Origin of the sequence: Sulfurovum zhangzhouensis, assembly GCF_030347965.1 — a bacterium.
GTDB lineage: Bacteria > Campylobacterota > Campylobacteria > Campylobacterales > Sulfurovaceae > Sulfurovum > Sulfurovum zhangzhouensis.
Map to the genome: position 1 here is coordinate 818290 of NZ_JAQIBD010000001.1, position 18852 is coordinate 837141.

At 37.0% G+C, this 18852-nt stretch carries 18 protein-coding genes and 1 other RNA gene; 9 read left to right on the forward strand and 10 right to left on the reverse strand.

All coding sequences use genetic code 11. The features are described 5' to 3' along the window. The 9 genes from modB (PGH07_RS04240) to PGH07_RS04280 all read right to left on the reverse strand — a co-directional run bounded on the left by modB (PGH07_RS04240) (position 1) and on the right by PGH07_RS04280 (position 7407). Positions 1 to 675, reverse strand: coding sequence for a molybdate ABC transporter permease subunit (modB, locus tag PGH07_RS04240; protein ID WP_289412784.1), 675 nt, complete (start codon positions 673 to 675; stop codon positions 1 to 3). Further along, a complete protein-coding gene (gene modA, locus PGH07_RS04245; protein WP_289412785.1) occupies positions 676 to 1377 on the reverse strand; it encodes a molybdate ABC transporter substrate-binding protein in 702 nt (233 codons plus the stop codon). A 12-nt stretch (positions 1378 to 1389) separates the two neighbouring features. Next, a complete protein-coding gene (locus PGH07_RS04250; RefSeq protein WP_289412786.1) occupies positions 1390 to 2688 on the reverse strand; it encodes an alginate export family protein in 1299 nt (432 codons plus the stop codon). A gap of 132 nt (positions 2689 to 2820) precedes the next feature. Next, positions 2821 to 3675, reverse strand: coding sequence for an ABC transporter ATP-binding protein (locus PGH07_RS04255; protein ID WP_289412787.1), 855 nt, complete (start codon positions 3673 to 3675; stop codon positions 2821 to 2823). Then, a complete protein-coding gene (modB, locus tag PGH07_RS04260; protein WP_289412790.1) occupies positions 3675 to 4370 on the reverse strand; it encodes a molybdate ABC transporter permease subunit in 696 nt (231 codons plus the stop codon). The genes PGH07_RS04255 and modB (PGH07_RS04260) overlap by 1 nt, the downstream gene beginning before the upstream one ends. Continuing rightward, positions 4367 to 4765, reverse strand: a complete 399-nt coding sequence (locus PGH07_RS04265; RefSeq protein ID WP_289412791.1) for a TOBE domain-containing protein — start codon at positions 4763 to 4765, stop codon at positions 4367 to 4369. The genes modB (PGH07_RS04260) and PGH07_RS04265 overlap by 4 nt, the downstream gene beginning before the upstream one ends. Continuing rightward, complete coding sequence (gene modA, locus PGH07_RS04270; RefSeq protein ID WP_289412794.1) at positions 4762 to 5508, reverse strand: molybdate ABC transporter substrate-binding protein; 747 nt, start codon at positions 5506 to 5508, stop codon at positions 4762 to 4764. The genes PGH07_RS04265 and modA (PGH07_RS04270) overlap by 4 nt, the downstream gene beginning before the upstream one ends. Before the next feature lie 19 nt (positions 5509 to 5527). Continuing rightward, positions 5528 to 5947, reverse strand: a complete 420-nt coding sequence (locus PGH07_RS04275) for a TOBE domain-containing protein (protein ID WP_289412795.1) — start codon at positions 5945 to 5947, stop codon at positions 5528 to 5530. 20 nt (positions 5948 to 5967) lie between these two features. Further along, on the reverse strand, positions 5968 to 7407 hold the full coding sequence (locus tag PGH07_RS04280; protein ID WP_289412797.1) for an OprD family outer membrane porin: 1440 nt from the start codon (positions 7405 to 7407) through the stop codon (positions 5968 to 5970). A 339-nt stretch (positions 7408 to 7746) separates the two neighbouring features. Between PGH07_RS04280 and ssrA the strand changes: the two genes are divergently transcribed. Then, positions 7747 to 8120: a transfer-messenger RNA gene (ssrA, locus tag PGH07_RS04285) on the forward strand. Between the two features lie 528 nt (positions 8121 to 8648). On the opposite strand, the gene PGH07_RS04290 is transcribed toward ssrA, so the two are convergent. Then, positions 8649 to 9332 carry a TetR/AcrR family transcriptional regulator gene (locus tag PGH07_RS04290; RefSeq protein ID WP_289412800.1) on the reverse strand — a complete coding sequence of 228 codons (684 nt, stop codon included), beginning with the start codon at positions 9330 to 9332 and terminating at the stop codon, positions 8649 to 8651. A gap of 136 nt (positions 9333 to 9468) precedes the next feature. Between PGH07_RS04290 and PGH07_RS04295 the strand changes: the two genes are divergently transcribed. From PGH07_RS04295 to PGH07_RS04330, 8 genes are all read left to right on the forward strand, one after another. Next, on the forward strand, positions 9469 to 10218 hold the full coding sequence (locus PGH07_RS04295; protein ID WP_289412801.1) for an outer membrane lipoprotein-sorting protein: 750 nt from the start codon (positions 9469 to 9471) through the stop codon (positions 10216 to 10218). Further along, positions 10215 to 11381 (forward strand): hypothetical protein, encoded by a 1167-nt coding sequence (locus PGH07_RS04300; RefSeq protein ID WP_289412804.1) that lies wholly within the window; start codon positions 10215 to 10217, stop codon positions 11379 to 11381. The genes PGH07_RS04295 and PGH07_RS04300 overlap by 4 nt, the downstream gene beginning before the upstream one ends. A gap of 16 nt (positions 11382 to 11397) precedes the next feature. Continuing rightward, positions 11398 to 13665: an efflux RND transporter permease subunit gene (locus tag PGH07_RS04305; protein ID WP_289412806.1), complete on the forward strand. Its 2268-nt coding sequence runs from the start codon at positions 11398 to 11400 to the stop codon at positions 13663 to 13665. Beyond that, positions 13655 to 14083, forward strand: coding sequence for a PaaI family thioesterase (locus tag PGH07_RS04310; RefSeq protein WP_289412808.1), 429 nt, complete (start codon positions 13655 to 13657; stop codon positions 14081 to 14083). Before PGH07_RS04305 ends, PGH07_RS04310 begins: the two co-directional genes overlap by 11 nt. A gap of 122 nt (positions 14084 to 14205) precedes the next feature. Further along, entirely contained in the window at positions 14206 to 15915 is a 1710-nt protein-coding gene (locus PGH07_RS04315; protein WP_289412809.1) for a DUF1800 domain-containing protein, read from the forward strand. A 3-nt stretch (positions 15916 to 15918) separates the two neighbouring features. Further along, positions 15919 to 17289, forward strand: a complete 1371-nt coding sequence (locus tag PGH07_RS04320; protein ID WP_289412811.1) for a DUF1501 domain-containing protein — start codon at positions 15919 to 15921, stop codon at positions 17287 to 17289. Between the two features lie 111 nt (positions 17290 to 17400). After that, the gene (locus PGH07_RS04325) at positions 17401 to 18048 is read left to right on the forward strand and encodes an outer membrane protein (protein WP_289412813.1); all 648 of its coding nucleotides are present in this window, start codon (positions 17401 to 17403) and stop codon (positions 18046 to 18048) included. A gap of 153 nt (positions 18049 to 18201) precedes the next feature. Further along, on the forward strand, positions 18202 to 18846 hold the full coding sequence (locus PGH07_RS04330) for a porin family protein (protein ID WP_289412815.1): 645 nt from the start codon (positions 18202 to 18204) through the stop codon (positions 18844 to 18846). Positions 18847 to 18852 lie beyond the last annotated feature (6 nt).

The following is an 18852-nucleotide window of genomic DNA, read 5'->3' on the forward strand; positions in this document are numbered from 1 at the left end:
TTATCCTATAATTTTTTTATTTTGTAAAAAATGTAAAATGATGAAAAAAAGTAATGAGATCACGACTAAAATACCACTGAGTATCAAAGCCAGATCATACTCTCCATCAAAAACTGCATTATAAATAGCCAAAGAGACTGTATCGGTCTTCCCGATAATATTTCCTCCAAGCATCAGTGTGATCCCCACTTCCCCTAACGATCTCGCCGATGCAAGAAGGAGTGCTGCAAAAAGAGAAGCCTTAATGTTTGGTAAAACTACCCAAAAAAATGTCTGCAAAGTACTTTTCCCAGAGATATAAGCTGCCTCTTTGATCTCTTCGGGGAAAAGCCTAATGGCCGCCTCTAAAGGCTTGACCATCAAAGGTAACCCCGCAATAAACCCCGCCACTACCAACCCATAAAAATCAAATATAAATGTGATGCCAAACTTTGCAAAAAACTCTCCAAGCCATCCGTGCTCTCCCAGTATCAATAATAAAAAAAAGCCTACGGCAATCGGTGGGAAGACAAGCGGAAGTGTGACCAAAGTGTCTATGATCCATCGAAACCGTAGTTTTTTTTGGGAAAGTAGAAATGCCAAAGGTATACCTATGAACAGTAACAATACACTAGTATATCCCACTGTTTTAAAACTTAAAATCAGCGGGGCAGTGATCTGTTCAAGCTGTATCATTTACAGTCCGTATTTTCTAAAAATCTCTTGTGCTGTCGTTGTAGCCATAAATTTTAAGAACTCCTTACAACTATCTCCCTGACATCTATCTAAACTTGCAGCAGTGATCTCAATAGGTGAATAGCTCTGCTCATCTACTATGATATATCCGCCTAACCCCTCTTTGTTTGCAAGTGCAGCCGTAAGATTGATAATCCCGGCATCCACTTCACCACTCACCAAATAAGCAACCACTTGTGGCACTTTGGCAACAACATAAAGTTTATGCTCGATCTGATCATAAAGATTTGTATGTCGAAGGAACACTTCTCCTGCAGTACCGTATATCGCTTTTTTAGGTTGCGGTATTGCCACTTTCCTGATATCTTCTTTTGTCAAATCTTCAATACTATTCATGACATTCTGTTTTGAAAATGCCAATACAACCTTTCCTTTTCCAATAGGTTGATAATTACGGATAGGAAGTTTGCTTTTTTCCAAAAATGCTTTATCTCCAATCACAATCGCGATCTGTCCATTCTTCGCCTGGGTGATCACCTGTTGCATATTTCCAAAAAGCGCTTCGATTTTATGCCCCCGCTTTTCAAAAGCTGTAATAACTTCCATCATAGGTTTTTTATATCCTGCTGCAGAAGCAATCTTCAGCTCATCAGCGTGTACAAAGAAAATCAACGCGCTCATTAACAAAAGTTTTTTTATCATCATCCTCTCCCTCTAAAATTTATAGGCTACTTGCGTAAACAGTCCAAAGGCATTATCTTTTGTAATATATGGATCCGTTTTAGCTGCCTCTTTTATATAATTACCGCTTTTAAAATACCCTAGCCCCAGCTGAACATTGATATTTTTGTTGTAATCGTGTACCGCCACAATATCAATCTCATCACCATATTTGTCTGAACTCATAGTTGGTATGGTGTAGCTTTTCCATTTATTGCTTGGTTCATCAGCATAGAAAGCATGATACTCCAATTTAATTTGCGTTTTTTGTGAAGGCTTTACTACAGCGAATACTTCATAATCTTTTAAATTGGACCAGCTCATGAGATTGAGTCTTCCATAGTACTTATCACTTGCACCAAAGACTGCATCGAAAGTTTCACGGTCACTGGTATTTGGATCGTCACCGCTTGCATAGGTATAGCCAAACCCCAATTTAGTATGAATCGGTTTAAAGTGATATCCTGCATCCAGATGGAATCCTGAACCATCAATATCCACACGACTTTCGTCCAATTTCGTGAAGTCTCCGAAAGATTTTATATAGGTCATATTGTAAAAATATCCATAAAAGTTGTCGTCATAGACTCTTGCTCCGAGATAATAACTTTTAAGCGAGAGATAATTTTGGTTCTCTTTCTCATTCTCTTTATAGGCAAAGATAGGTTCGATCGCACCTGCTTTTCTGAGAGCATAATGTCCGTATATTCCTCCGCCATAATAGCCATGTCGATGACTCAGGCTGAATTCATCCGGATCATGGAGCATAGTTCCCCCATAAAAAAGATCCAGATAATTCTCTCCATCCCTTATCGACATCCTTGCAGCATCCCAAACCCATTTGCCGGAGTTTTTCCATTCCCCAGGACCAAAAACCCTGTTGTCCCCATAAGCAATTTTTTGGCGTCCCGTCTTAATGACAATATTCGATGTTGTATATTGAAGATAAGTCTCATAGAGTTCAAAATGGTCTACTTGCGTATTATTTACTTGCATGAACTCTTTGTTATACCAGTCTTCATTGTCAAATCCCCAACCAATTGCCCTGGAATCCTGCATTGAAACTCTAGCACTCCAATAATCATCGATCTTATAACTCATACCAAGTCGCACTCTTATCAAAAGATAAGCATCTTCGCTCAAGCCAACCTTAGGATTAGCACCATAATATTTTTCATTCATATTGTCAAAATATTCAAACCGAAGACGTAATTCGCCGTCAAAACTCATATCTGCACAAAGCATATTCTGTGATAAGAGCAGAACTCCTGCAAATGTTTTTGCCAATTTCATTTTTCCTCCTTGTAGCGATAACGTTATACAATTAAGTATATAACGATATATCTGATAAATGTATATTCGGACGATGCGCGGTGCAAGGTCCTTATATATTTTATTATATAACGTTTTTTATAGATATTCTGTCTATCTATTGCTTAAAATTGGGGCAAATGCCTTTGTACTTAGTGTAACTCTATCTCCAATATGTAGAGAAGCAGCCTCATCCGGGCTTATAACCACTTCAACCAATTGTTGACCAATGGAGACTATGGCCACCATAATGATATCGACCTGTACAATATCCAGCAGTTCACCTTCAAATGAAAATTTTTGACTTCCACTTGTTTTAAGCAAAACTTTTTTGGGCGTATCATCCTGAATGACCTTACCATGGTCAAGTACAATCACCCTATTTGCCAGACGATAGATTTCACTTGGATCATGACTGACCATGATCGTAGTCGTACCAAAATTTTTATGCAGGGTAAGAATCTCATGCTGCAACTTTGTACGCATTGCAGGATCCAGTGCAGAAAGCGGCTCATCCATGAGCAGAATCTTAGGACGGTTCATCATAGCACGACAAAGACTGACACGTTGCTTTTGTCCTCCACTGAGCGTAGCAGGAAGACGGTCTTTAAGTTCATAAAGTCCTGTCATCTCCAGTAAATCCTCAGCAAGGGCATGATCTTTTTTCACAAAAAGAAGATTTTGAAGCACAGTCATATTCGGGAATAGTGCATAATCCTGAAAAACAAATCCTATCTTTCTTTTTTGTGGAGGCAAAGTATGTTTTGTATCCATCCATACTTCATCTCCTACCCTCAAAGATCCCTGAGCCTTTTCCAATCCTGCGATTATTCTAAGCAGAGTGGTTTTACCGCTTCCGCTCTCTCCTGCGAGTGCGATAAATTCTCCCTCTTTGATCTCAAGGTTGACACGAAGATCCATCTCTCCCATACTGCCATGAAGAGTTTTGTTAATATCTATATCTATCATTAGAAGCCACCAAACTTTTTATTTTGTTTACGGTTGAAAATATAAACACTCAAAAGAACCAAAAAGCTTATAATGACCATAATTGCACTATAAATATGTGCTGTTTGATAATCCATGATCTCCACCATCTCATAGATCGCCACAGATGCTACCTTGGTTTCTCCCGGAATACTCCCTCCTACCATCAAAACAACACCAAACTCACCTACTGTATGTGCAAAGGTCACGATGATCGCTGTCATCAATGCCGGTTTGATATTGGGCAGTGCAACTTTAAGTACCGTCATCCATTTCCCCTGTCCGCAGATATAAGAAGCATCAAGCATATTTTTATTCAGACCTTCAAATCCGCTCTGCAATGGCTGTACCATAAATGGAAGGCTGTAAAAACAACTGGCGATCACAAGCCCGGTAAAATTAAAGACCAATTTGATCCCGAACATCTCTTCAAAGAATGCACCTATAGGAGAGTTGTAAGAAAGTGCCCAAAGAATATAAAACCCCAATACTGATGGTGGCAATACAATTGGCAATGCCGTAATCGCTTCAAGAAAGGGTTTGGTCTTGGATCTTGTTTGTGATAGATACCATGCTAAAGGTAAAGCGATTACAAACAAGATCAAAGTAGTCAGTCCGGCAAGTTTAAAAGAAAGTAAGAAAGGCTCTAGCTCAATACCAACAAATAATTCACTCATGCAATTACCTCTGAAACTGATAATACAGTAGATTTGATCAGTGCTGTGACATCATCTCCTACTTTCAGTCCAAGTCTTTCAGAGGAGGCTACAGTAATCATTGACTCTACACGGTTTCCTGAGATATTCAAAATAATACGTGTCAATAATTTACCATTTTCTATCGCTACAACTTTAGCTGAGAGCTGATTGGAGTAACTCAGCATACCACTCAAGTTTTTTCCTATGGCTACACTGGATGCATTCACACTGAGTAAACATTTTGAACCTACTCTCAGTGCATCATCCAACTCCAAACTGACCATTGTAAGGATTTGCTCACCTAAAGAAAAGGTCACGATGCTGACTCCATCGTGACATCGAATCGATTGTACTGTAGCTACTAGATTGCTCATGGTACCAAATATCCATATTTTTGTAAAATTTCTTTTGCCTTAGCACTCAACATAAATGTATAAAATGCTGCTACTTCGCTGTTCTTTTCCCCATTGCTTAACACTACCATTCCCTGATTGATAGGTGTATAGAGTTCAGGATCAACATCTGCCCAGTTCACTCCCTCTTTAAAATGTGCCATTTTAGGACTGTAAAGTGATGATTTTGCGATGAACCCGATATCTGCTGCGGTCACAGCATAAGAAACTGTTTGAGAGATGGATTCTGCATAAACGAATTTATTCTCTACTTCCTCTAACACACCGCCCCTTTTCATTGCTTCCACAGCTGCTTTTCCATATGGAGCTGTTTTGGGATTTGCTACGGCAATTTTTTTAATTGTATCATCTTTTATAAGTGCTATACCTTTTGTAAAGTCCTGCTGTTTACTGCTTAAATAAGCCAATGATCCCTGTGCATACACAATCGGTCTGCTTACAGCCAACCCTTCCTCGTAAAGAGCCTCAGGATATTTCATATTTGCCGCCATGAAAAGCTGATAAGGTGCGCCGTTTTTAATCTGTGCCGTGAGCTTGCCGCTGCTTCCAAGTGTTACTTTTACCTTTGTTTCCGGGTAGAGTGCATTAAATGCCTTCTTAAGGTCGTCCATAGCATAACTGACATTGGCAGCTAATGCAATCTTGATCTCTCCTGCATTCAGGCTCATTAACGTTAAACAAAGTGATAAGAGTATTTTTTTCATTTGTGATTCCTTTTAGGTACTATTTCGCGATCATAATATCATTTGACTTGATAATCGCTACTATGTTTTGACCAGGAATAATTCCAAGTTCCTTTGCTGCCTCATTTGTGATGATAGATACAATATGCTCTCCTCCTCCTGTTACAAGAGTTACTTCTGTATTGACAATACCTTTCACCACATTTTCAATCATCCCCTTTAATTGATTACGCGCACTTATGCCGTTAACTTGTGTACTGGCTAGCATTACATGTGAAGCTTTAAATAAAGCCATTGCTGTATCTCCCTCTTTTAACGACAACTCTTTTGCACTCTCGGTAGTGATCACTGAGCTAAGCTCAGCTCCTCGTGATGTCAAAAGTGTAATTCTCTCATTTACCAAACCTGTTGCCATAGATACAACTGTTGCCTTAATATTATTTCTTGCACTAACTTTCATTTTTTTCCCTTTTTATTGTATTAAAACAGATAATTGATCTCAACTCTAAATTCATTGTAGGATGAATCTGATTTCAAGGATCCATCACCTGCAACCGTATCATTCTTACCGTCTACATATGCCAGACGGGTTTTCATATAAAGTCCGGGAAAACTATCAAACTCTTTAAGTAAATCCAGGGTTAATACATTACTGTCTGATTGTACTCCCGGCTTATAATCATCAAAATCCTGTACTGCATAACGCATAAATGCTTTTAATCCTGATACAAGCCCCGCTTTATCAAAGTCATAATCTACCCTTACCATATATGTTTTTGTGTTAGCATACCAGTTATACTGTGCCATTGCCCTGGTAAAACCACCTGTTGGAAATCCTCTCCAAGGAGCGACCAGATCTCCTTCATCAGCGATCTTTGTGTAACCAAGACGAAGTTTCCATGCATTTTGTGCCAGATCAACTTTAGCTCCCAAAAGTGCTCCCTCCAGGCTATCTGGATCGTCATATCCAAAAGTCTTTGTCTTGAGGTTAGCACCCCCTATCTCTCCCGCTCCGTTATCAAACTGTCTCATGTAACGCAATGCAGGTGTGATCTTCAAACCATCCACCTTAAAAGTATAGTCTGCCTGTAACATCGCTGAAGATATTAGATCAGAAACTCCCGTATAGTTAAAAGTCAGTAATAGGTTGTCAATACTGCTGTTCTTTGCTTCCAATGTTATAAGCCTGTCATCAATACCGGCTTCTTTGAGCTTAGAGAGTGTTAGTCCCTGATGCATGGCTGAATCATCATTTTCAGTATACTTTGCATAAGCATCACTCGGATCATCACCGTAAGCCAAAAGATGATGGAACTTCGTATGGTCTCTTAGCTTTTGATTCGTAAGATACGCTGCTTGTAATTTGATATTTGGCAGTGCAGTACTATAGAGTGCAACCCCTTCAAAAGTGTTGGGTATCATCTTTGTATCATTACTTCTTGTTAAGAAACTTTCATAGATTAATCTTCCGGCCTGTACATCAAAATTTGAATGTTTATACTCCAGGTAAGCTTGTGCCAATGAAGTCATTCCATATTTGCCTTGTGTCAACACATCATATCGGCTTAATACATCCTTCCCGGCCTTATAGATCGAAGCATACTCATCATCCATATGCCAAGGATTCTGCGTCGTATAAAGTCCGGCTGTAAATCCAAAACCGTTCATGTAGGCACTCTTATATATTAGGCTCCCCCCTGCTCCCATTACGTAGTGGTTTTCACCTTTGTCACTCCAAAAATAGTTAAAACGCAACCTTCCATAAAACTCACCATTATTAAACATATCACCCAGATTGTCTACTTTTGTAGGTATCTGCTGATAAACTACCTGCATATTAGGCATCAGTGTATGTTTTGTATCTGGTTGATTTGCATACAGTGCTAATGTTACCATTGATGCTGCTATGATAGGTTTCATATTATTTCTTCCCCCTTATATCCCATTATATATAACGAATATTATGTGCTTACACAATTTCGTTATGCGAAGTCTAACGTTATATAACTTAAAATATAACGTAATACGACAAAAATGACACAGACGTGTAAATATTGCATTCCCTTTAACAATAGCAAAAGAGTTTGTTTGCTTTATATGCAATATCTGTTCTTGATGCATCCACACATAAACAATATAATGGGTCTTTTTGATTTTTATGCCCATATACACATCGACTTTATAGTTTATAACTTTATTCTGATCTACTTTTTTATCCCCTTGACAAAGTAACCTAAAAGTGATATTATCCGCCCATATGGGGATGACTTGGTTTCGACTGGAGTAGTCGGGGCTATGTGCATGTCGGACTGGGCAATTCCGTTACGCGGCCCAACGCGAATAAACGCAAACAATACAGATTATCGTCCAGCTTACGCAGTAGCGTAAGTATTTAACCCCGCTAACGCGGAGGACTGCCTCGCTAGTGAGTGTCATCTTAGCTAGAGTTTGAGGTATCATATCTGATGACTATACCCGAAGGCTGCCTAACCTTTGGATGAACTTTTAGGCTGGTCTTGCATAGTTTTGGGTGTCGTACGAAGCAAGATGAGATTAAACAACACCGCCTAAGCATGTAGAGTCATGGTTCTATCTATTTTAGGACAGGGGTTCGATCCCCCTCATCTCCACCATATTACAATTTAACCTACTTCAAAAAAATCTAAATAAGCTCCAATATTCCAAATCATTTAAATACTTTTCTGACCAAACTATACTTCTAAAAAGTTATGCTGCTAACTTTGTCATATTATGCTCTTAATACTTTAATTGTATCTCTATACCATACTTTCTTATTCAAACTATTATAAAGCAAATAATACTACAAACAGAGAATAGAATGTTTCATGCATATAAAGAATTTAGTGCGATCTTGTTTAGTCTATATTATAGGAGCACTAGAAAAATATATAAGTAGTTCAAAGGGAGTTATCATGAAAATAAAAGTCTATCTGCCTGATGGCTATAAAATAGTGAATGTTTCTGTTCATGACAGTGTAAAGAAGATTAGTGAAATGTTTGAGAAATGGGAGTATATTTTATAAAGTCTGCCATATCTATTTACTTTATAAAAGATTATCAAAATAAAAAAACCATTAGACTCAACAGTTATCATACTATAAAGAAATAAGCCTATTAATGGGAAATCTTATTTATTCCATTTACTTTTTAAGTTTTTGTGGCAAGATCCTGTCAGAAAATGGCAATGATGAAATAAATTTTATTTTGTTACTTACGATTCCATTCAATAGATATTTAAACATATTATCATACAGTTCATCAGCTAATTTCTCTACATCCATAAAACCATCGATAATCAGTGAGGCAAGTCCATGCAGAGATGCCCAGATCACTATTGCCATCTGATAACTATCCCCCTCCTGTATCATACCTAATGCTTGTCCCTCTTCTAAAGTAGTTTTTAATGCACCAAGACCGCTACAGTTTTCATCTTTTAGATCAATGATTTCTTCTCTTATATGTGCATAATTCTTACCGAAAAGCAACCTGTAAAGATTTGGATTTTCGTTTGCAAATTTGATAATACGTTTACCGCTTAAATAAAATCTATCTATTAACGGTACCTCATTGTCATGTAATGCTGGAGAAACACAATCATCAAAATATTCAAAACCTTTTGTAATAATTGTTTCAATGAGATCATTTTTAGATTTGAAATGTCTGTATATTGCTGATCTTGATGTACCAGTTGAGTCACCTAAAATCTTTAGTGTAAGACTTTCAACATCATTCTCTTTTATATATTTGAAAGCTATATCTATTAGCTCTTCTTTTAAATTTCCGTGGTGATATTTATTTTTAATCATGAATTTATTATACAGCATTACTCCCTATTAACACTTAGCAAAACAATAACTCTAACGTAGTTATAGCCATTTCTAATATCCAAAATAATTCTAGCCTTGTATTTAATATACTTTATGTTAACATTGTTTACATAATAAGAGAAAGGGGGTTTTAATGAAAAAAATTATTTTGATTGGCATGATAGGAATAGCTAGTTTAGGTGCTGAGAGCTCTTTAGAAGTGGCCAAAAAATCTTTTGAAAGAATTTCAGGATACAAGAGCAGCATTTCAAAAACCACTATGGTCCTTAAAAATGCACAAGGCATTGAGAATAAGAGACAGCTCATTATAAAAAGACTGGAAAATAAAAATGGGGATAAATCATTAATACACTTTATTTATCCTTTGGATATTAAAGGCACCAAGCTGCTAAGTTTTGAACAGATAGGCAAAGATGACAAACAATGGCTCTACATGCCTGCACTTAAAAGGATCAAACGTATTAGTTCTAGAAATAAATCAGGGTCTTTTATGGCAAGTGAGTTCAGCTATGAAGACATTTCATCACAAAACTACAAAAACTACACTTACTCAGGAGACGCTAAAGTCGTAAAAAAGAACAATACATCATACTTTAAAGTAGTGAGAATCCCTAAAGATCAGAACAGCGGTTATTCAAAACAAATCGTATATATCGATAGTAGTACTTACCTTGCTAGATCCGGTGAATACTATGACAAGCTTGGAAAACTCCTAAAAGAAGTAGAGTTTTTACAATATAAAAAAATAGACGGTGTCTATCGCATTCAAAAAATCAATATGCAAAACATACAAAACGGAAAAAGTACGATGCTTATCTGGGATGAAGATCAGATCAATATAGGTCTTGGTGAAGCTGACTTCTCTAAAAAAGAACTGCAATGAAACAGATTCTTGCCTTAATCCTCTTTGGTATCTCTTATAGCTACGGATACGACTATAAAACCGATGTAAAGGTCAGTCAGATAGGCTATAGTGATTTTTCGGATGAAACTCTTCTAAGCGGGAATACAAAAGTTGGATTTAACAATGAAGTATTTGCAACGAATTTGAATATCGAATACCTTTATAGCACACAATATGATAAAAGACGATACATCATGCTCAATGAGCTGTACTTAAGAAAAGAGTATCAAGCATACTCACTCAGCTTAGGTAAGATGATTAAATTCTGGGGTGAGATGGAAGGATATAACTTTGTAGACATTTTTAACCAGAAGAACTATCTTTATGATCCGTTCGATAAAGGGAAAAAACTTGGTGCCTGGGCATTTTCTGCCTCAAAATATATCAATAATAATGCAATAGAGTTCAATGTAAAATTCCATGAAGAGGATCAGAAATTCCCAAATGAGTCTTTCCCGTACTATCCGTTTCCTATTGTATACAGTAGTAAATTACGACTGAGTGATTCAGAGTACCAGCCAACTTTCTATTTGACTTATAACTTTTCTACAGATGCATATATAGAGAGTGAAACTAAACTGATAGTGTCACTCGGATATGATAATAAACGTTATTTTATACCCATCAATCAGACTTTACTTTCACAGTTTGCTTACCGAGTCAATAAATATTTATTCCTTTCAAACATTGTTTACGACGATATGATCATTAAAATGGAAGCTGCATATACTGATGTGAATGATGATCAAAGTGTGAGTGACTATTATCAGTTTGCCTTTGGAGGTGAAAAGACTTTTTATGATGTTTTTGGAGCTGACCTAAGTGTGTATTGTGAATATTATCGCTACGGGTACACTGAAAACAAACTGGAGAACGTAGATGTATCTGAAATTTATAATAATGATTTATTTTTAGCACTCAAGCTTAATTTTAATGATACAGGAGACACAGAAATAAAAAGTGGCATTTTTTTAGATCTGGATAATCAAGAAACAGTTTTTAAAATAGAAACTAAATCAAGAATCAAAGATAGTTTTGTCATTAGTGGCGAACTTTTGAGGATATTACCCAAAGACAATACATTACTTTCCAGCTTTGGAAAACATACAAGGGCTCTCATCGGGCTCTCTTATACATTTTAGGCAATAAGGATATAAAGTGGGAACTTATATAAATTTCTTAGATAAATATAAATATATACTCATTGTACTTATTACAATCGTCGTAGGTATATTTTCTTTATTTTTAAAAGATTTATCTTTTGAGGGAAGCTACCGTATATGGTTTGATAAAGACTCAAAAATAATCAAAAACTATGACCTTTTTAGAACAACGTTCAGTGGCGATGATACATTTATCGTAGCATTTAAAGATCAAAATGGGATTTTCAACCCCAAAGCGGTTCAAATTATTTTGGAACTTACCCAAGAATTTAAAAAAATTGACGGTGTTCAAAAAGTTGACAGCTTAACGAATTATCAATATATCAGCGCAATAGATGATGATTTAATGATTGAGGATTTTATCTATGATCTAAATGTGGATTTAAAGGAAAAAAAAGAACTTGCTCTACAAGATAGGCTGATTCTAAATCAGCTTATCAGTGAAGATGGTAAGACAACAATGCTGGCTGTACGTCTCTCATCAAATATAGGTACTAACGAAGAAGTGAACATAGCCGTTTTTAAAAAACTGCTGGAAATAACCAATCAATATTCATCTATGAGCGGTTATAACTTTTATATCTCAGGTACGCCTGCAGTGACTGCTTCGCTTGTAACGATTTCTCAGGGAGATGCGAAAATTCTTATGCCTTTGGCTATCATAATAGTAGTACTACTTCTCTTTTTTATCTTCCGTAATTTTGTAGGTATATTTGTCCCTACACTTATAGTACTTTTTACCTTTTTGATTGTGCTTAGCATTCAAGTGATTGCCGGATATAAACTGAACAACTTCACAGTCAATATCCCATCCTTTATATCAGCCATTGCGATTGCAGGTTGTATGCACCTCTTTCTTTCATGGGCCTATTATAAAGAGAAAGTGAAAACTAATAAAGAAGCTGTATACCGTGCAATGAAGTCCAATATTATACCGATAGCCTTAACATCACTGACAACTGCCATTGGTTTTGCTTCCCTAGGAATTAGTGAGATTGAACCGATCTCTACACTTGGTCTGGCTATCACTTCAGGCGCAACATGGGCATTTGTGTTTACTATCACCATAGCACCGGCCATTTTATTAACCCTCAAAGATGATTACAGGTTTCAGCTTCCCAGATTCCTCAACTTATTAAATACTCAAGGATATGGAGCATTTATTACCAAAAACAACAAAAAAATAGTTTTTGGTTTTATATTTTTTTCCCTGATCATTTCATACGGATTGAAAGATATTAAAGTAGATAGTAATAGTATCAAATATTTTTCAGAAGATACCGTTGTCCGGAGTGGAAGTGATTTTGTTGAAAAAAACTTAACAGGATCTATGGTATATGAAATCATTTTGGATTCAAAGCAGAAAGAAGGGGTGAAAAAGCCAGAGTTTTTGTACAAAATTGTACAGTTTGAAAAAGAATTCAAAGCCAAATTTGAAAATGTACGATTTACAACTTCACTGAAAGATATCATCATTCGTATGCAAAAAGTACTCAATCCAGTATCTTCCGATACAATACCTAAGACCCAAAATCTTGTTGCCCAATACCTTCTGTTATATTCTATGAGTCTGCCACAGGGTATGGAAATCAATGATAAAATTGATACTAGTGAACAGTATTTACGATTTTCTATCAATAGCAATATCGTTGATACGTCCAAAGATCTGGAAATGATATCATGGATTAAAGAATGGTGGAAAAACAACAGCAATTATAGTGCAGATGTACAAGGACAGACAGCAATTTTTGCTTATATGCAATCAAGTATTACAGATACTTTGATCATCTCAATATCCTCTACGCTAATGATAGTTACCCTTATCATGTTTTTGATATTTAGAAACCTTAAAATACTATGGCTTTTTATCGTACCGAATATAGCTCCAGTAATTTTAGTCGCAGGGATTATGGGATACCTTGGCATCACCATAGATATAGGTATTGCTATATCTGCAGCTGTTATTTTAGGAATTGCGGTGGATGATACGGTACACTTTTTTAGTAAATTTTTTGATGCGATCAAAACAAAAAGCTTTGAAGAAAGTATCGACTATGTGATAAGTCATAGCGGAAATGCAATGATATTGACAACTTTTATTCTATCATCTACGTTTTCTCTATTCGCTGTTAGCGACTTTATTCCAAATGTGAACTTTGCCATTGTGACAGTATGTGCATTAAATGTAGCACTTTTGCTTGATCTAGTATTACTGCCTGCTTTGCTAAGTCTTTTTTATAAAGGTAAAACTTATGCCTCATAATGCAATTATGTTACAAGTATTTGGCAAAATGCTTGATAAAGAAGGGTTAGAGTTGCCACCTAAAGTTTTTATTGAAATGAAAGGAGAATTTATAGAATTTATTGAAAATAAGTCTCTAACGATCCGTTTCCACAATCAAGAAAAATATATGAACCCTTTTCATTTCATGCAAGGCGGCATGATCACTGCTGCGATTGACAATACCGTTTCCCCCTTTGGTTATTCATTGGCCAAACCCCACCTAACCAAAGAGATCATCACTCAGTATAAACGACCAATACGAAAAAGCGATAAATATATCACCGTAAAAGCTTCACTCCACGAAATGCAGGAAGATACAATGATACTCAAAGCCGGAGTACGAAATGAAGAAAATAAACTTGCTGCAAAGGCATGGGTTAAATGCGCGTTTATATAAATTTCTATTACTATCATTTCCTTTCAATATTTCTTTAAACTCCTTCTGTTACAATAAAAATCAATAGTTTGAACATAGATGTAAAGTGATAACCCTCATAGTATTTTTTAAAGCGAGAAAATATGCACAATTACATTCAAAATTTACTTCTTATTGCTTTATCCATACTGGCTTTCACAGGCTGTTCAGGATCAAGTAGTGACACTAACTCTAATACTCTCCCCGAAGCTAATAGTACTATTCAAATACCGGTAGAGAGCAAAGAAGGTGCTGTAAATTTTCTTACGCATGCTACTTTTGGGGTAAGAAAAGAAGATATTGATGAGCTTTATGACATGGGTGGGTATATCGTATGGCTCAATGAGCAATTTCAAAAAAACCCGACAAAATATATTGATTGGATCAAACAACATCAGGGGATAAATCTCAGTTCTGCAGATGTAAGGGCAGTACTTGGTGATGCATGGTACAGTATTGTAGTCAATGCGGATGACCAACTCAGGCAAAGAGTAGCTTTAGCTTTAAGCGAGATCATTGTTGTCTCAACCATCGGAGTAGAAAGCTCCTATTCAGTTGCTGACTTTTATGATCTATTATCAGAAGACGCTTTTACAAACTATAGGGATATCCTCTATCAAACTGCCCTACATCCCGCAATGGGAGCTTACCTAAGCACCTGGGGTAATATGAAAGAACATACCACTGCAGATGGCACCTTAGTGCATGCCGATGAAAACTATGCCAGAGAGGTTCTCCAACTTTTTAGCATAGGACTTGTACAACTCGAACTTAACGGTGAACCCAAACTTCTAAATGGTCAGCCCATACCAACCTATACACAACAGGATATAGAAGAGTTCGCCAAGGTCTATACCGGGTGGACAAATGATAATGGCGGATTTTTATATTTGGATGGTAAAACTACTTTAGCTTCACTTACCACACCAATGATCGCTTATGAAGAGTATCATGACATAAGAAAAAAGGTTTTTTCCAAAACCTTTAACTATGCCTATATACAACCCCAAAGTATACCTTCGGGTCTTACAGCAAAAGATGATCTAAACCATGCGATCGATATCATATTTAACCATCCCAATGTCGGACCTTTTATTAGTAAACAGCTGATACAAAGACTCGTTACCAGCAATCCTACACCGGAATATGTTGCCAGGGTTGCCTCCAAGTTCAATGATAACGGATCAGGGGTCAGAGGGGATATGAAATCAGTAATTACTGCTATCCTTACAGATAAAGAAGCCTTACTAAAGTATAAAGATCAAATAGTCTCTCCAGAGATACATGGAAAATTAAAAGAACAGCTGATACGTATCGCTTCAGTGATGAGAACATTTCATGCTACAGGCGATCCCTCTATCAGCAGTTATCAGTTCTATGACTTTGAATCTGCACGCTATCGGGGGCTTCATCTCCAACCGTTTACATCCCCTTCAGTTTTTAACTACTTTGAACCCACTTTTAAGCCTTCCGGTATCATACAGGACAATGGTCTAGTGGCCCCGGAGTTTAAAATGTTATCTCCTTGGAAAATGAGCGAATTTGGAAGTGTTATGCTTACTGTGATCGGCTTGACAGACTACTTGCATGATAAGATCACACTGGATCTTAGTTATGAGAAAAGCCTACTGACTCTTCAAGGTCCAGAAGCCCTTATTGCACATCTTAATCTGCTTTTGATGTCGGGACAGATGAGTAATGAGCTAAAAAATGAACTTATAAACTATGCAGCTACTAATACAAGTGCCCATGATATCGTAGAACAGATTATAGCACTCATTGTTTTATCTGCCGAATATGCCATAGAGAGGTAAGTAATGAAAAGTAAAACAATGAATAGACGTGACTTTCTAAAACTACAGGCTTCACTCGCCTTAAGCTCATCTTCTCTACTCTCTTTACTTGGTGCCTTTTCACCATTACAAGCAGCAAGCTTTTCAGATTATAAAGCCTTGGTCTGTATATTTTTGGAAGGGGGAAATGATGCTTTTAATATGGTCGTTCCAACCACTACAACCGGTTATGATGATTATAAACTGATCAGAGGTGACATAAGTGTACCAAAAGATGAACTTCTGCCATTGAAAAATACTGACTATGGTCTCTATAATATGCCAGCCATGCAGGAGATGTTCAATGCAGATAAACTTGCAATCATTGCAAATGTAGGAACACTCGTCAGACCTATCACAAAAATAGAATTTGAAGCAGGCATAGCCAATCCACCTCAGCTCTTTTCTCATATAGATCAGCAAAAACAATGGATGAGCGCTAACTCCAACAGATTAGAAAAATCCGGTTGGGCAGCTAAAGCTGCGAACCTTCTTGAAAACCTTAATGACTTTACCAATATCAGTGTTGATGGAAGTAATTTTATGCAGTTTGGCGGCGATAAGCCTGCTTTCGAGATCAGTGGGGATATCCATCCGTTCAACAATTACGGTTATAGTGATCCTGATTCTAAAATCTCATTTGATGAAATACTCCATCAGATCATTCAAAGAGAAGTTGAAAGTGATCATATACTCATCAAAGCCTATGCGGATAACCAAATCCAAAACATTGCTTATCGGGAAAGCGTCAGTCAAGCAATGGAGAATGCACTTGAATTTAATTTTACCAGTACACTCGATGATGAACCGGGTATACCATTGGCCAAACAACTGGAAATGATCGCCAAACTTATCTCTGTACACGCTCAGCTTCCGGGCTCTCCTAAACGACAGATATTTTTTGCACGGCTACACGGTTTTGATCACCATGATCTGCAAACCATTGATCATCCTTTAAAACTGAACTATCTCAACAATGTTTTGCAGGAATTTCAAGATGCCATTACCAGTATGCAGCTCTCAGATCAGGTCACAACTTTTACTGCATCAGATTTCGGAAGATCCCTTGTTCCCAATGGCAATGGAACAGATCATGGTTGGGGAGGTCATGCACTGGTCATGGGTGGAGCTGTCAAAGGGGGACAGATCTATGGGGAGTTCCCCGAACTTACAGTTGTCTCAGGTGAGTATACCAGCGAATATATTACAAATAGTGGACGCGTTATTCCCACCACTTCTGCAGAACAATATCTTGCAACCTTAGCCTCATGGTTTGGATCATATAGTGATAGTGAGCTTGAAATTATTTTCCCAAACCTAAATAATTTTAATGAAAAAAATTTAGGGTTTATCTAAGCCATATACAGATCTAGACAGCATTAAAAACTTTATAAATTTTTAATAAATTTAATGATACATTATAAACAAGGATAATAATATTCCTCATAATAACTACAAGGAGTTGAGATGAAAAAGTTAAGTTTATCGATCATGGCATGTTTAGCAGTAAATACCTTTGCAGTAGCAGGTGGTAATATAGAACCGGTTATAGCTCCGGTAGAAGAAATGTCACCGGTACCTGATGAAAGCGGACCGTATATTGGTGCCGGAATTTCATTTTTGACATGGAACGAGACACAGGATCTCAGAGAGCCTGGTCAGATGGTACCAATTTGGCAGGATTTTGAAGAAAGTTGGACCGGGGGGACCATTTTAGCCGGATATAGATTTAATCCATATATTGCTGTTGAAGGGCGCTATACCATGAGTTTCACGGATGGATCGGTAGAACTTGACGGAGCGGATTTCGGTGATTATAATGATGATCTTTCCAATATCGCGATCTATCTCAAGCCTATGTACCCTATAGGAGATTTTACCTTATATGCATTACTTGGATACGGACAGACTACAATTGAGTTTGAAGGTGGAGGGGATCATGATGACAGCGACTTCCAGTGGGGGATTGGTGCAGGATACAACCTGACTGAAACACTCACGGCTTTTATAGACTATACTGTTTTATACGATGATAACTCATTTGATGACTCCCCATCTTATATTTCCGATATCAAAGCAGATTCAATTACTGTAGGTATTACATACAAATTCTAAGATATGTTCTCAAGCATTTAGCTTGAGAACACCTCACTCTTCATTCTTTTTTCATAGCCTCTGCTTACGTTAAAATTATTATAAAAAAATTTATTTTCAATTAAGTTTTATCATTTTATAATGAATAATTATAGAAAAATACAAGGAGTTATTATGAAAAATATAATATGTTCAATGGCAGCGGCAATAGCATTGAGCTCTTTTGCAATAGCAGGTGGTAATATCGAGCCGGTTATAGCTCCGGTAGAAGAAATGTCACCGGTACCTGATGAAAGCGGACCGTATATTGGTGCCGGAATTTCATTTTTGACATGGAACGAGACACAGGATCTCAGAGAACCTGATCTTCAAATGGTACCAATTTGGCAAGACTTGGAAGAAAGTTGGACCGGAGGAACCATTTTAGCCGGATATAGATTTAATCCATATATTGCTGTAGAAGGGCGCTATACCATGAGTTTCACCGATGGATCGGTAGAACTTGACGGAGAGGATTTCGGTGATTATAATGATGATTTTTCCAATATCGCGATCTATCTTAAGCCTATGTATCCTATAGGAGATTTTACCTTATATGCATTACTTGGATACGGACAGACTACAATTGAGTTTGAAGGTGGAGGGGATCATGATGACAGCGATTTCCAATGGGGGATTGGTGCAGGATACAACCTGACTGAAACACTCACTGCATTTATAGACTATACTGTCTTATATGATGATAACACATTTGATGACCTTGCTGCTTCCGATATAAAAGTAGACTCCATCACTCTTGGAGTTACTTACAAATTCTAAATTATG

Excerpts from the sequence above, each read along its gene's own strand:
- modB (WP_289412784.1), bottom strand. The coding sequence starts at position 675 with ATGATACAGCTTGAACAGATCACTGCCCCGCTGATTTTAAGTTTTAAA.
- modA (WP_289412785.1), bottom strand. The coding sequence starts at position 1,377 with ATGATAAAAAAACTTTTGTTAATGAGCGCGTTGATTTTCTTTGTACAC.
- PGH07_RS04250 (WP_289412786.1), bottom strand. The coding sequence starts at position 2,688 with ATGAAATTGGCAAAAACATTTGCAGGAGTTCTGCTCTTATCACAGAAT.
- PGH07_RS04255 (WP_289412787.1), bottom strand. The coding sequence starts at position 3,675 with ATGATAGATATAGATATTAACAAAACTCTTCATGGCAGTATGGGAGAG.
- modB (WP_289412790.1), bottom strand. The coding sequence starts at position 4,370 with ATGAGTGAATTATTTGTTGGTATTGAGCTAGAGCCTTTCTTACTTTCT.
- PGH07_RS04265 (WP_289412791.1), bottom strand. The coding sequence starts at position 4,765 with ATGAGCAATCTAGTAGCTACAGTACAATCGATTCGATGTCACGATGGA.
- modA (WP_289412794.1), bottom strand. The coding sequence starts at position 5,508 with ATGAAAAAAATACTCTTATCACTTTGTTTAACGTTAATGAGCCTGAAT.
- PGH07_RS04275 (WP_289412795.1), bottom strand. The coding sequence starts at position 5,947 with ATGAAAGTTAGTGCAAGAAATAATATTAAGGCAACAGTTGTATCTATG.
- PGH07_RS04280 (WP_289412797.1), bottom strand. The coding sequence starts at position 7,407 with ATGAAACCTATCATAGCAGCATCAATGGTAACATTAGCACTGTATGCA.
- PGH07_RS04290 (WP_289412800.1), bottom strand. The coding sequence starts at position 9,332 with ATGCTGTATAATAAATTCATGATTAAAAATAAATATCACCACGGAAAT.
- PGH07_RS04295 (WP_289412801.1), top strand. The coding sequence starts at position 9,469 with ATGAAAAAAATTATTTTGATTGGCATGATAGGAATAGCTAGTTTAGGT.
- PGH07_RS04300 (WP_289412804.1), top strand. The coding sequence starts at position 10,215 with ATGAAACAGATTCTTGCCTTAATCCTCTTTGGTATCTCTTATAGCTAC.
- PGH07_RS04310 (WP_289412808.1), top strand. The coding sequence starts at position 13,655 with ATGCCTCATAATGCAATTATGTTACAAGTATTTGGCAAAATGCTTGAT.
- PGH07_RS04315 (WP_289412809.1), top strand. The coding sequence starts at position 14,206 with ATGCACAATTACATTCAAAATTTACTTCTTATTGCTTTATCCATACTG.
- PGH07_RS04320 (WP_289412811.1), top strand. The coding sequence starts at position 15,919 with ATGAAAAGTAAAACAATGAATAGACGTGACTTTCTAAAACTACAGGCT.
- PGH07_RS04325 (WP_289412813.1), top strand. The coding sequence starts at position 17,401 with ATGAAAAAGTTAAGTTTATCGATCATGGCATGTTTAGCAGTAAATACC.
- PGH07_RS04330 (WP_289412815.1), top strand. The coding sequence starts at position 18,202 with ATGAAAAATATAATATGTTCAATGGCAGCGGCAATAGCATTGAGCTCT.